The 12,635-nt window shown below is 56.8% G+C and carries 15 protein-coding genes; 12 read left to right on the forward strand and 3 right to left on the reverse strand.

The features are described 5' to 3' along the window. Nucleotides 1-18 precede the first annotated feature (18 nt). The 8 genes from PI91_RS15290 to PI91_RS24800 all read left to right on the forward strand — a co-directional run bounded on the left by PI91_RS15290 (nucleotide 19) and on the right by PI91_RS24800 (nucleotide 8,639). Complete coding sequence (locus PI91_RS15290; RefSeq protein WP_039266533.1) at nucleotides 19-1,581, forward strand: anthranilate synthase component 1; 1,563 nt, start codon at nucleotides 19-21, stop codon at nucleotides 1,579-1,581. Beyond that, a complete protein-coding gene (gene trpD, locus PI91_RS15295; protein ID WP_039266534.1) occupies nucleotides 1,581-3,176 on the forward strand; it encodes a bifunctional anthranilate synthase glutamate amidotransferase component TrpG/anthranilate phosphoribosyltransferase TrpD in 1,596 nt (531 codons plus the stop codon). The genes PI91_RS15290 and trpD overlap by 1 nt, the downstream gene beginning before the upstream one ends. A 3-nt stretch (nucleotides 3,177-3,179) precedes the next feature. After that, the gene (gene trpCF / locus PI91_RS15300; RefSeq protein ID WP_008502805.1) at nucleotides 3,180-4,538 is read left to right on the forward strand and encodes a bifunctional indole-3-glycerol-phosphate synthase TrpC/phosphoribosylanthranilate isomerase TrpF; all 1,359 of its coding nucleotides are present in this window, start codon (nucleotides 3,180-3,182) and stop codon (nucleotides 4,536-4,538) included. A gap of 10 nt (nucleotides 4,539-4,548) precedes the next feature. Continuing rightward, nucleotides 4,549-5,742, forward strand: a complete 1,194-nt coding sequence (trpB, locus tag PI91_RS15305; protein ID WP_039266535.1) for a tryptophan synthase subunit beta — start codon at nucleotides 4,549-4,551, stop codon at nucleotides 5,740-5,742. Continuing rightward, nucleotides 5,742-6,551 (forward strand): tryptophan synthase subunit alpha, encoded by an 810-nt coding sequence (trpA, locus tag PI91_RS15310; protein WP_021240309.1) that lies wholly within the window; start codon nucleotides 5,742-5,744, stop codon nucleotides 6,549-6,551. Before trpB ends, trpA begins: the two co-directional genes overlap by 1 nt. Nucleotides 6,552-6,732: 181 nt before the next feature. Then, complete coding sequence (gene yedE / locus PI91_RS15315; protein ID WP_008502802.1) at nucleotides 6,733-7,944, forward strand: selenium metabolism membrane protein YedE/FdhT; 1,212 nt, start codon at nucleotides 6,733-6,735, stop codon at nucleotides 7,942-7,944. Continuing rightward, nucleotides 7,941-8,174 (forward strand): sulfurtransferase-like selenium metabolism protein YedF, encoded by a 234-nt coding sequence (gene yedF, locus PI91_RS15320; RefSeq protein WP_003856774.1) that lies wholly within the window; start codon nucleotides 7,941-7,943, stop codon nucleotides 8,172-8,174. Before yedE ends, yedF begins: the two co-directional genes overlap by 4 nt. A gap of 126 nt (nucleotides 8,175-8,300) precedes the next feature. Continuing rightward, nucleotides 8,301-8,639: a hypothetical protein gene (locus PI91_RS24800; RefSeq protein WP_071530987.1), complete on the forward strand. Its 339-nt coding sequence runs from the start codon at nucleotides 8,301-8,303 to the stop codon at nucleotides 8,637-8,639. 46 nt (nucleotides 8,640-8,685) lie between these two features. Here the strand turns inward: PI91_RS24800 and ompW are convergent, their stop codons facing one another. After that, nucleotides 8,686-9,318 carry an outer membrane protein OmpW gene (gene ompW / locus PI91_RS15330; RefSeq protein WP_008502800.1) on the reverse strand — a complete coding sequence of 211 codons (633 nt, stop codon included), beginning with the start codon at nucleotides 9,316-9,318 and terminating at the stop codon, nucleotides 8,686-8,688. Between the two features lie 114 nt (nucleotides 9,319-9,432). After that, on the reverse strand, nucleotides 9,433-9,708 hold the full coding sequence (locus tag PI91_RS26185) for a hypothetical protein (protein ID WP_162790894.1): 276 nt from the start codon (nucleotides 9,706-9,708) through the stop codon (nucleotides 9,433-9,435). On the opposite strand from PI91_RS26185, the gene PI91_RS15335 reads away from it, so the two are divergent. The 4 genes from PI91_RS15335 to yciA all read left to right on the forward strand — a co-directional run bounded on the left by PI91_RS15335 (nucleotide 9,601) and on the right by yciA (nucleotide 11,869). Continuing rightward, nucleotides 9,601-10,005 carry a YkgJ family cysteine cluster protein gene (locus PI91_RS15335; protein ID WP_021240310.1) on the forward strand — a complete coding sequence of 135 codons (405 nt, stop codon included), beginning with the start codon at nucleotides 9,601-9,603 and terminating at the stop codon, nucleotides 10,003-10,005. The genes PI91_RS26185 and PI91_RS15335 overlap by 108 nt on opposite strands. A 25-nt stretch (nucleotides 10,006-10,030) precedes the next feature. Continuing rightward, nucleotides 10,031-10,774: a YciC family protein gene (locus PI91_RS15340; protein WP_039266536.1), complete on the forward strand. Its 744-nt coding sequence runs from the start codon at nucleotides 10,031-10,033 to the stop codon at nucleotides 10,772-10,774. Nucleotides 10,775-10,829: 55 nt separating this feature from the next. Next, nucleotides 10,830-11,369, forward strand: coding sequence for a septation protein A (locus PI91_RS15345; RefSeq protein WP_028018783.1), 540 nt, complete (start codon nucleotides 10,830-10,832; stop codon nucleotides 11,367-11,369). Nucleotides 11,370-11,473: 104 nt separating this feature from the next. Further along, nucleotides 11,474-11,869 (forward strand): acyl-CoA thioester hydrolase YciA, encoded by a 396-nt coding sequence (gene yciA / locus PI91_RS15350; protein ID WP_008502796.1) that lies wholly within the window; start codon nucleotides 11,474-11,476, stop codon nucleotides 11,867-11,869. A gap of 38 nt (nucleotides 11,870-11,907) precedes the next feature. Here the strand turns inward: yciA and tonB are convergent, their stop codons facing one another. Next, nucleotides 11,908-12,630, reverse strand: a complete 723-nt coding sequence (gene tonB, locus PI91_RS15355) for a TonB system transport protein TonB (protein ID WP_023617069.1) — start codon at nucleotides 12,628-12,630, stop codon at nucleotides 11,908-11,910. Between the last annotated feature and the right edge of the window lie 5 nt (nucleotides 12,631-12,635).

The following is a 12,635-nucleotide window of genomic DNA, read 5'->3' on the forward strand; positions in this document are numbered from 1 at the left end:
ATAAATGAGAACACCAACATGCAAACAGCCAAACCCCATCTCGAATTGCTGACCTGCGAGGCGGCCTATCGCCACAACCCGACCGCGCTGTTTCATCAGGTGTGCGGGGCTCGCCCGGCAACGCTGCTGCTGGAATCTGCGGACATCGACAGCAAGGACGATCTGAAAAGCCTTCTGCTGGTCGACAGCGCGTTGCGCATTACCGCCTTAGGTGACACTGTCACTATTAAGGCTTTGTCAGACAATGGCGCATCGCTGCTGCCGCTGCTGGATGCCGCCCTGCCTTCAGGCATCGAAAATGAACGTCATCCGGAAATGCGCATTCTGCAATTCCCGCCGGTTAGCCAACTGTTAGATGAAGACGCGCGCCTCTGTTCCCTGTCCGTCTTTGATGCCTTCCGCCTGCTGCAAAACCTGGTCACCGTTCCGCACGATGAGCGTGAAGCGATGTTCTTTGGCGGGCTGTTTGCTTACGACCTGGTCGCGGGATTTGAAGATTTGCCGGAAACCGAGCAGGGCAATCGCTGCCCGGACTATTGCTTCTATCTGGCCGAAACCCTGCTGGTGATCGACCATCAGAAACAATACACCCGCATTCAGGCCAGCCTGTTCACGCCTTCTGGCGCTGAGAAAACCCGTCTGGAGCACCGCATTGCCCAACTGCAGCAGCAAATGACGGAAGCGCCGCCTGCGCTACCGGTGCAGCGCGTCGAGAAGATGACCTGTGACGTTAACCAGACCGACGATCAGTACGGTGCCGTGGTTCGCCAGATGCAAAAGGCGATTCGCGCCGGGGAAATTTTCCAGGTTGTACCGTCCCGTCGCTTCTCTCTGCCCTGCCCGTCCCCGCTGGCCGCTTACGACGTGCTGAAAAAGAGCAACCCAAGCCCGTACATGTTCTTTATGCAGGACAACGACTTCACGCTGTTCGGCGCCTCGCCGGAGAGCTCGCTGAAGTACGACGCCACCAGCCGCCAGATTGAAATTTACCCGATCGCCGGAACCCGTCCGCGCGGACGTCGCGCAGACGGCTCGCTGGATCGCGATCTCGACAGCCGCATCGAGCTGGAAATGCGTACCGACCATAAAGAACTCTCCGAGCACCTGATGCTGGTTGACCTGGCGCGTAACGATCTGGCCCGTATTTGCACCCCGGGCAGCCGCTACGTGGCGGACCTGACTAAAGTCGACCGCTATTCGTTCGTGATGCACCTGGTCTCCCGCGTGGTGGGCGAGCTGCGCCACGACCTCGACGTGCTGCACGCCTACCGCGCCTGCATGAACATGGGCACCCTGAGCGGTGCGCCGAAAGTGCGCGCCATGCAGCTGATTGCCGCCGCCGAAGGACGCCGTCGCGGCAGCTACGGCGGCGCGGTGGGCTATTTTACGGCCCACGGTGACCTCGATACTTGCATCGTGATCCGCTCCGCCTATGTCGAAGACGGTATTGCCACCGTCCAGGCGGGTGCCGGGATTGTTCTTGATTCCGTTCCGCAGTCTGAAGCTGACGAAACGCGCAGCAAAGCGCGTGCGGTCCTTCGCGCCATTGCTACCGCACACCATGCACAGGAGATTTTCTGATGGCTGACATTCTGCTGCTCGATAATATCGACTCCTTTACCTATAACCTGGCAGATCAGCTGCGTGCGAATGGCCATAACGTCGTTATCTATCGCAACCACGTCCCGGCGCAGACCCTGATTGACCGTCTGGCAACCATGCAAAACCCGGTGCTGATGCTCTCCCCCGGGCCAGGCGCACCGAGCGAAGCGGGCTGTATGCCGGAGCTGCTGACCCGCATGCGCGGCAAGCTGCCGATTATCGGCATCTGTCTCGGCCATCAGGCGATTGTGGAAGCCTACGGCGGCTACGTCGGCCAGGCAGGTGAAATCCTGCACGGTAAAGCGTCCAGCATTGAACATGACGGCCAGGCGATGTTTGCCGGGCTGCCGAATCCGCTCCCGGTCGCGCGCTATCATTCGCTGGTCGGCAGCAACATTCCGGCCGGGCTGACCATCAACGCCTCGTTTGAAGGGATGGTGATGGCGGTACGCCACGATGCGGATCGCGTCTGCGGGATGCAGTTCCACCCGGAATCTATTTTGACCTCCAATGGCGCCCGCCTGCTGGAGCAGACGCTCGACTGGGCGTTACAGAAGCTGGAGCAGACCAACACCCTGCAGCCGATTCTGGAAAAACTGTATCAGGCGCAAACCCTGAGCCAGCAGGAGAGCCACCAGCTCTTCTCCGCCGTGGTTCGCGGTGAGCTGAAGCCAGAACAGCTCGCAGCCGCGCTGGTGAGCATGAAGGTGCGCGGCGAAAGCCCACAGGAGATCGCCGGTGCCGCCACGGCCCTGCTGGAAAATGCCGCCCCGTTCCCGCGCCCGGACTATCCGTTTGCCGATATCGTCGGCACCGGCGGTGACGGCAGCAACAGTATCAATATTTCAACCGCCAGCGCCTTTGTGGCCGCAGCGTGTGGCCTGAAGGTGGCGAAGCACGGTAACCGCAGCGTTTCCAGCCGGTCGGGCTCGTCTGATTTACTCGCGGCATTCGGCATTAATCTCGATATGAACGCCGAACGTTCCCGTGAAGCGCTGGATGACCTGGGCGTCTGCTTCCTGTTTGCACCGAAGTATCACACCGGTTTCCGCCACGCAATGCCGGTTCGTCAGCAGCTGAAAACCCGCACGCTGTTTAACGTGCTCGGCCCGCTGATCAACCCGGCCCATCCGCCGCTGGCGCTGATCGGTGTCTACAGTCCGGAACTGGTCCTGCCGATTGCCGAGACCTTGCGCGTGCTGGGTTACCAGCGTGCCGCCGTGGTGCACAGCGGCGGAATGGACGAAGTGTCATTGCATGCGCCGACGCTGGTAGCCGAACTGCGCGACGGTGAAATCCTGAGCTACCAGCTCGAAGCCGCTGACTTTGGGTTAAGCCCGTATCACCAGGAAGCGCTGGCCGGCGGTACCCCGGAAGAAAACCGTGACATTCTGACGCGCTTATTACAAGGTAAGGGAGAGGTCGCCCATGAGGCCGCCGTTGCCGCCAACGTCGCCATGCTGATGCGTTTGCACGGTGAGGAAGACCTGAAGGCCAACGTTCAAAAAGTTCTGGATGTACTGCGCTCCGGTGCAGCTTACGATCGCGTTACCGCACTTGCGGCAAGAGGGTAAAGAATGCAGACCGTTTTAGCGAAAATCGTTGCCGATAAGGCCATCTGGGTGGAAGCCCGCAAGCAACAGCAGCCGCTTGCCAGTTTCCAGAACGACGTCGTCCCGAGCAGCCGGCGTTTCTATGACGCCCTGCAGGGTGCGCGCACCGCGTTTATTCTTGAGTGTAAAAAAGCGTCCCCGTCCAAAGGCGTTATCCGTGACGATTTCGACCCGGCACGCATTGCCGGCATTTATAAGCATCATGCGTCCGCTATCTCCGTGCTGACGGATGAGAAATATTTTCAGGGCAGCTTCGATTTTCTGCCGATCGTCAGCGGCATCGCGCCGCAGCCGATCCTGTGCAAAGACTTTATTATCGACCCGTATCAGATCTGGCTGGCGCGCTTTTACCAGGCCGACGCCTGCCTGCTGATGCTCTCGGTGCTTGACGACGAGCAGTATCGCCAGCTTTCTGCCGTCGCGCACAGCCTGAAAATGGGCGTGCTGACCGAAGTGAGTAATGAAGAGGAGCTGGAGCGCGCGATTGCGCTGGAAGCCAAAGTGGTCGGCATTAACAACCGCGATCTGCGTGACCTGTCCATTGACCTGAACCGCACGCGCCAGCTGGCGCCGCGTCTGGGATCTGGCGTCACGGTCATCAGCGAATCCGGCATTAACAGCTACGCCCAGGTGCGCGAGCTGAGCCACTTCGCCAACGGTTTCCTGATTGGCTCCGCCATGATGGAACATGACGATCTCAATGCGGCAGTACGTCGCGTGCTGCTGGGTGAAAACAAAGTCTGCGGTTTAACCCGCGAACAGGACGCCCAGGCCGCGTATGAAGCCGGAGCGATTTATGGCGGGCTGATTTTTGTGGATTCCTCTCCTCGCGCGGTCAGCGAAGAGCAGGCGCGTAAGGTCATCGCCGCGGCTCCACTCAGCTATGTTGGCGTGTTCCGCAATGCGGATATCGCCGAGGTGGTTGAAAAAGCCGACGCGTTATCCCTGAGCGCGGTACAGCTTCACGGCGATGAAGATCAGGCCTATATCGATGCCCTGCGCGCCACGCTGGCGCCGCAGGTACAGATCTGGAAAGCGCAACGCGTTGACGATACGTTGCCCCCGCGTAACCTTAACCACGTGGATAAATACGTCCTCGATAACGGCCAGGGCGGAACCGGCCAGCGTTTTGACTGGTCTCTGCTGAACGGCGAAAAGCTGGACAACGTCCTGCTGGCGGGCGGATTAAGCCCGGATAACTGTGTAGAAGCCGCGAAAACCGGCTGCGCAGGCCTCGATTTCAATTCAGGCGTAGAGTCCCAGCCGGGTAGTAAAGATGCCAGCAAACTGGCCTCGGTTTTTAAAACTCTGCGTGCATATTAAGGAAGAGAAGATGACGACATTACTTAACCCGTATTTTGGTGAGTTCGGCGGGATGTACGTCCCGCAAATCCTGATGCCCGCGCTGCGCCAGCTGGAAGAAGCGTTTGTGAGCGCGCAGAAGGATCCGGCATTTCAGGCGGAATTTACCGACCTGCTGAAAAACTATGCAGGCCGCCCAACGGCCCTGACCAAATGCCGCAATCTGACGGAAGGCACGAAAACCACGCTGTATCTTAAGCGTGAAGACCTGCTGCACGGCGGCGCGCACAAGACTAACCAGGTGCTGGGCCAGGCGCTGCTTGCGAAGCGTATGGGCAAAACCGAAATCATCGCCGAAACCGGCGCAGGCCAGCACGGCGTGGCCTCGGCGCTCGCCAGCGCCCTGCTCGGCCTGAAATGCCGCATCTATATGGGGGCGAAAGACGTTGAGCGTCAGTCTCCAAACGTTTTCCGTATGCGTCTGATGGGTGCGGAAGTGATCCCGGTGCACAGCGGCTCCGCGACGCTGAAGGATGCCTGTAACGAAGCGCTGCGAGACTGGTCTGGCAGCTACGAAACCGCGCACTATATGCTCGGTACCGCGGCGGGCCCGCACCCGTTCCCGACCATCGTGCGTGAGTTCCAGCGCATGATCGGGGAAGAGACCAAAGCGCAGATCCTCGAAAAAGAGGGTCGTCTGCCGGATGCAGTCATCGCCTGCGTCGGCGGCGGATCTAACGCCATCGGTATGTTCGCAGACTTTATCAACGACACCCGCGTGGGTCTGATTGGCGTCGAGCCTGCGGGTCACGGCATTGAATCGGGTGAACACGGCGCGCCGCTGAAGCATGGCCGCGTGGGGATCTACTTCGGCATGAAATCCCCGATGATGCAGACCGATGAAGGCCAGATTGAAGAGTCTTACTCTATCTCTGCTGGCCTCGACTTCCCATCCGTCGGGCCGCAGCACGCCTATCTGAACAGCACCGGTCGTGCGGACTATGTCTCCATTACCGATGACGAAGCGCTGGAAGCGTTCAAAACGCTGTGCCGCAGCGAAGGGATCATCCCGGCGCTGGAGTCTTCACACGCTCTGGCCCATGCGCTGAAAATGATGAAAGACAATCCGGAAAAAGAGCAGCTGCTGGTGGTCAACCTTTCCGGACGCGGTGACAAAGATATCTTCACCGTTCACGATATTCTGAAAGCACGAGGGGAAATCTGATGGAACGCTACGATAACGTATTTGCAGAACTGAAATCCCGCCAGGAAGGCGCGTTCGTTCCCTTCGTCACCCTGGGCGATCCGGGCCCTGAACAGTCGCTGAAGATCATCGACACCCTGATTGAAGCCGGTGCCGATGCGCTGGAGCTGGGGATCCCGTTCTCTGACCCGCTGGCGGATGGCCCGACTATCCAGAATGCGACGCTGCGCGCGTTTGCTTCGGGCGTGACGCCAACCCAGTGCTTCGAAATGCTGGCGGCGATCCGTCAGAAGCACCCCACTATCCCGATTGGCCTGCTGATGTACGCCAACCTCGTGTTCAACCGCGGTATCGATGAATTTTACGCCGAGTGCGCACGCGTGGGCGTCGACTCTGTTCTGGTCGCCGACGTGCCGGTCGAGGAGTCCGCGCCGTTCCGCCAGGCGGCGATGCGTCACAACGTCGCCCCGATTTTCATCTGCCCGCCGAACGCCGATGACACACTGCTGCGCCAGATAGCCTCTTACGGGCGCGGTTACACGTATCTGCTCTCCCGCGCAGGCGTGACCGGTGCCGAGAATAAAGCGGCCCTGCCGCTGCATCATCTGGTGGAAAAGCTGGCCGAGTACCATGCCGCGCCGCCGCTGCAGGGCTTCGGGATCTCTTCTCCGGATCAGGTCACCGCGGCGATTGACGCGAAGGCTGCAGGTGCCATTTCCGGCTCTGCGATTGTGAAGATCATCGAGAAGAACGTGGACAAGCCCGAGCAGATGCTGGCCGAGCTGAAGGCGTTTGTGACCGCCATGAAGGCGGCGACGCGTAAAGTCTGACCCCTCCACCGTCTGGCATCCCTGCCAGACGGTTAGCCTTTCTTCCCCGTCTTCAACAAAGAATGACATCAAAATTGATCCTATCGATATTTTCGGTGTGAATGGCTTTTCAAACTGTCATGTAAGCGTATGATCTGGACTCTTTTTTATCTTTAATCCTTCTGAGTTCAGAGGCTTATTCATGTCATGGCAATCCTTCAAACAGGCTTACCTGGTTAAGTTCTGGTCACCCGTTCCGGCCGTTATCGCGGCAGGCATTCTCTCTACTTATTATTTTGGCATTACCGGCACCTTCTGGGCCGTGACCGGCGAGTTCACCCGCTGGGGTGGTCAATTGCTGCAACTCGCTGGCGTGCATGCCGAAGAGTGGGGTTACTTTAAACTCATTCATCTGGACGGCACCCCGCTTACCCGCATCGACGGGATGATGATTATCGGCATGTTCGGCGGCTGTTTCGCGGCCGCGCTGTGGGCAAATAACGTTAAGTTGCGTATGCCCAAAAGCCGGATCCGCATTTTGCAGGCGGTTGTCGGCGGCATGATTGCCGGATTCGGCGCGCGTCTGGCGATGGGGTGTAACCTTGCCGCCTTCTTTACCGGGATCCCGCAGTTTTCGCTTCACGCCTGGTTCTTTGCCGTCGCCACGGCCATCGGCTCTTACTTTGGCGCAAAATTCACCCTGCTGCCGCTGTTTCGTATTCCAGTGAAAATGACAAAAGTCAGCGCAGCGTCTCCTTTAACCCAGAAACCCTCTCAGGCCCGCCGCCGCTTCCGCCTCGGAATGCTGGTCTTTTTCGCCATGGTGGCATGGGCGCTCTGCACAGCCCTGAACCAGCCTAAGCTCGGTCTGGCGATGCTGTTCGGTGTGGGTTTTGGTCTGCTCATTGAACGCGCGCAGATCTGCTTCACCTCCGCGTTTCGCGATATGTGGATCACCGGGCGCACGATGATGGCGAAGGCGATTATCGCCGGGATGGCGGTCAGCGCCATCGGCATCTTCAGCTATGTCCAACTGGGCGTCGAACCGAAAATCATGTGGGCCGGTCCTAACGCGGTCATTGGCGGCCTGCTGTTCGGCTTCGGGATCGTGCTGGCTGGCGGGTGTGAAACCGGCTGGATGTATCGCGCCGTCGAAGGTCAGGTGCACTACTGGTGGGTGGGTCTGGGCAATGTGATTGGCTCGACGATCCTGGCGTACTGCTGGGATGACGTGTCTCCCGTCCTGGCCACCCGCTGGGACAAGGTCAACCTGCTGAATACCTTCGGGCCTCTCGGCGGCCTGCTCGTCACCTACGCCCTGCTGTTGGTCGCTTTTTTACTGGTCGTCGCACAGGAGAGACGTTTCTTCCGCCGTGCGGGCGTTAAAACAGAAACGCAGGAGAATGCAGCATGAAAGAGATCGTGCCTGATTATCGTCTGGATATGGTTGGCGAGCCCTGTCCATATCCGGCGGTGGCTACGCTTGAAGCGCTGCCGCAGCTTAAGAAAGGTGAAATTCTGGAGGTGGTCAGCGACTGCCCGCAGTCCATCAACAACATACCGCTGGATGCGAAAAACCACGGTTATACGGTGCTGGATATCCAGCAGGATGGCCCAACCATTCGCTATCTGATTCAAAAATGATCGCTAAAGGCCTCGTCAGGGGCCTTTATCGTATTGAATTATAAGACATCTTGATCCACGGCAAAAACGCGATTTTTGACTTAAGTAAAATCTCATTTCCCTTTTGAAGGAGGTTTTCGCGGTTTGATGTATTTACGAGCTTTACTGGTCTTCGCCTTATTGATTCCCTTCCACGCGCTGTCCCTGAATTTCTCTTCTACTTTCCTGCGTCTTAATTGTCCGCAAAGAGGACTTGTCGAGGTTATTCTGCACGTTTATGACCACACTCAGGAACGGTGGCGCGGCCATTTTGAAACCGGTGCGGGGCATAAACGTGCGGGTGATACCGAAATGATCCCGTTTGCCAACGGCGATATTCTCTTCCATTCCGTATCCAGCGACGCTTTCAGCTATTTATATGATGGGGAAACGATCCTGAGGCACTGCGTAAAGCTCGATGAGCGGCCGGTTTATCCGTCGTTTTGACGTGAGCAAAGCAAACTGGCCACCCTGTGGCCAGTTTGACGGGGAATCAGAAACGATAACCCGCAGAGAACATAAACACCCACGGATCCAGACGAGTGCTGATACTTTGCTGCTGGCCGCCCGCCTTGAAGCGTACGTCCGTATCAATATCCATATACCAGACCGAGGCGTTGATCAGCCAGTCGCGGTTAATCAGATAATCCAGGCCAACCTGCCCCGCCATGCCCCACGAATCTTTCAGGCTGAGATCCGTCAGACCCGCCTCTTTACCGGTATCGTTGAATTTCTCATCAAAGAAGGTGGTGTAGTTCACACCGGCGCCAATATAAGGACGCACCTTGCTGCTTGAGTCACCGAAGTACCACTGCGCCATCAGCGTTGGCGGTAAATGGTGAACCGTGGCGATATCACCGGTTGGCCCTAGGCCCACGCGATGACGGAACGGCGTTGCGGCCAGAAGCTCAACGCCCACGTTATCCGTCGCCATATAGGTGAAGGTTAAACCTAACTGGGTGTTATTACTGACGTTAAAACCGCCCATTCCCAGCACGTTATCCGAACCTTCAGTTGGGCGAGCCGTAGCCGAACCGGCACGAATAAAGAATTCGCCTGCTTCATGCGCATACGCGCCGCCAGAGAGACTGCTTAATACAAGGGCTGCCACCGCTAATTTTTTCATATCCGCTCCATCGTTGTGGTTTTAATCGCGGATGAGAATATACTCACAAAAGAGTAATAAGTGATCTGCCACAGATCACATTAAAACCAGTAACTTAACATTCATTGATCTGGATTAATTTTTTGTTACGCACTCAAAACCAATAAGTTGTTTCCATGTCAATTTTTGGCATTTCACGGTTACAAAATTTTCCCTTTTCCCCCTCTTGCTCTTCCTCTGGCGGCTGGATAATTTATCGCTCTCACAAATTGATTTGATGCGTTCTTCTTTTGCAGGTGTGCCATGAGTGATATCAACCCGTGCATGACGTGCGGAGCCTGTTGTGCGTATTTTCGAGTCTCTTTCTACTGGGCCGAAGCCAGCGATGGCGGTGGTACCGTTCCGGTTCATCTTACTGAGCCGTTAACCCCCTTTCTGCGCTGCATGAGCGGCACGAACCAAAAGCAGGCCCGCTGTGTGGCGCTCCAGGGTGAGCCTGGGGTCTCTACCCGATGTTCCATCTATGAGGATCGGCCCAGTCCGTGCCGGGAATTTGCCATGTCGGGGGAAGATGGCCAGGTCAACGAAGCCTGTAACCGCGCCCGCGCGCGGGTTGGATTACCGCCGCTTTACAAAGATATGCTTTTCCATACAAGCCTTGATGCTGCCACAGCAGGTGCATCCGGTGTACAATTGCCGGCTAATTAACACCTGCAATACTCAAGGAGAGTGCATGTCTATCACGGCGAAGTCTGTCTACCGTGACACGGGAAACTTTTTCCGCAATCAGTTCATTACCTTTTTACTGATCGCGTTGCTTTGCGCCTTTATCACGGTGGTGCTGGGCCATGCCTTCTCACCGAGTGAAGAACAGATTGCCAGCCTGAGCCAGGGCGACCATCTTGCGGGTAGCGTGGGGTTGTTTGAGCTGGTGCAAAATATGACGCCGGAGCAGCAGCAAATCCTGCTGCGCGCCTCTGCCGCGTCCACGTTCTCAGGCCTGATTGGTAATGCAATTCTGGCGGGCGGCGTTTTGCTGATGATTCAGCTGGTATCGGCGGGTCACCGCGTCAGCGCCTTACGCGCGATTGGTGCGAGTGCACCGGTCTTACCTAAGCTGTTTATCCTGATCTTTTTAACCACGATGCTGGTGCAAATGGGGATTATGCTGGTCGTGGTGCCGGGCGTTTTACTGGCTATCGTGCTCGCATTTGCGCCGGTGATGGTTGTGCAGGATAAGATGGGAATTTTTACAGCGATGCGCAGCAGCATCAGAATGGCATGGGCTAATATGCGTCTGGTGGCGCCCGCCGTGATCGGCTGGCTACTGGCCAAAACGCTGCTGTTATTGTTTGCGCCGAATTTTGCGGTATTAACGCCTAACGTCGGCGCCGTGGTGGCGAATACGCTGAGCAATCTCATTTCAGCGGTACTGCTCGTCTATCTGTTCCGCCTGTATATGTTAATTCGTCAGTAATCCCGAGGCGGGGGCATCGCTGTCTCCCGCCCCGCTCAGAAGATGGAATCACAGAATGAAGCAGTTTCTTGATTTTTTACCGCTCGCGGTGTTTTTCGCTGTCTATAAGTTGTACGACATTTTTGCTGCAACAAAAGCATTAATCGTTGTGACCGCCGTTGTGCTGATCTACAGCTGGATTCGCTATCGCAAAGTCGAAAAAATGGCGCTTATTACGTTCATCTTAGTGGCGGTGTTCGGTGGATTGACCATTGCCTTGCATGATGTTGAATTTATTAAGTGGAAGGTGACTGTTATTTATGCGTTGTTTGCAGCAGCATTACTGTTCAGTCAATGGTTCATGAAAAAGCCCCTTATCCAGAGCATGTTAGGTAAAGAACTAACGCTGCCGCAGGTGGTCTGGTCGCGTCTGAATACTGCCTGGGCAATCTTCTTTATTCTCTGCGGTCTCGCTAATATCTATATCGCCTTCTGGCTGCCGCAGGATATCTGGGTCAACTTTAAGGTCTTTGGCCTGACTGCGCTGACGCTTATCTTCACGCTATTAAGCGGCGTATACATCTATCGTCATATGCCGCAGGACGACAACCACTGATTACTGACTGACCAGAACGTCAACGACGGGCGTTCTGGTCTATTCTCTCCGCACGCGAATCATAGTAGCATCCCGCCTGAAGTCTTCCGATACGAGTTAAAACAATGACAACAACTAACGCCCCTCAGGGCGAACTGGTTTTACGCACACTGGCAATGCCCGCTGACACCAATGCCAATGGCGATATTTTTGGCGGCTGGCTGATGTCGCAGATGGATATGGGCGGCGCAATTCTGGCAAAAGAGATCGCCCACGGGCGCGTGGTCACCGTGAGGGTGGACGGCATGACCTTCCTGCGCCCGGTTGCGGTGGGTGATGTGGTTTGCTGCTACGCGCGCTGCGTGAAGCGCGGTAATACCTCCATTTCCATCAACATCGAAGTCTGGGTGAAGAAAGTCTCTTCTGAGCCGATTGGGCAACGCTATAAGGCCACTGAAGCGCTGTTTATTTATGTTGCCGTGGACAGCGAGGGTAAACCTCGTCAACTTCCGCAGGCCTGATCGACAGGCAAAAAAAAGCCTCCTTTCGGAGGCTTTTTTTATTCCATCTGCGCCCCGCCGTTCAGGCGGAAAACAATATTGACGATCAATCCGCTGCCCGGCTTGCCTGGTTCATAGCGCCATCTGCGCATGGCAGATTTCACTTCGCGCTCAAACATATTAGAAGGTTGCGCAGACAAGATTTCCACGTTATCCACGCGGCCATCCGCAGTGACGTCAAATTTCACCCGTACGCGCCCTTCAATACGCAAGGCCTGAGCTCGCGCCGGATACTGAGGCTGGTTGCGGCTTACGGCGCGCGGGCCCGCTGGCGCGGTTACGGTTGGCTTTGACGTCGTTGCCGTATTGTTCATCACCGGACGTGAAGGCGCTGCATTTTCGACCGGCTGGGTCGCGCGCGGTTCAACCGGACGTTCCTCGCGTTTCGGACGCTCCTCGACCTTCTTCACCGGCTTTGGCTTCGGCTTAGGTTTTGGCTTCGGTTCAGGTTTGTGGATCACCACCGGGGCTTCCTTCGGTGGCTCCGGAACGGGCTCGGGTTCTGGCTCCGGTTCAGCCACCGGCTGTGGCGGCGGAGGGGCAACCTGCGGCGGTTCAAGATCCGCTGGCGAGACCATCGTCACCGAGATCGGCTGCGCGGGCGCGGGCATTTCAATAACCTGATGAACCGAGGTATACAGCAGACCCGCCACAACGGCACCGTGAATCACGACAGAAAGCAGCGTCGGCCAGGGAAAGCGGCGAGGTAAATCAAGGGTCATCGAAG

Origin of the sequence: Enterobacter sp. FB, from assembly GCF_000805795.1 — a bacterium.
GTDB lineage: Bacteria > Pseudomonadota > Gammaproteobacteria > Enterobacterales > Enterobacteriaceae > Enterobacter > Enterobacter roggenkampii.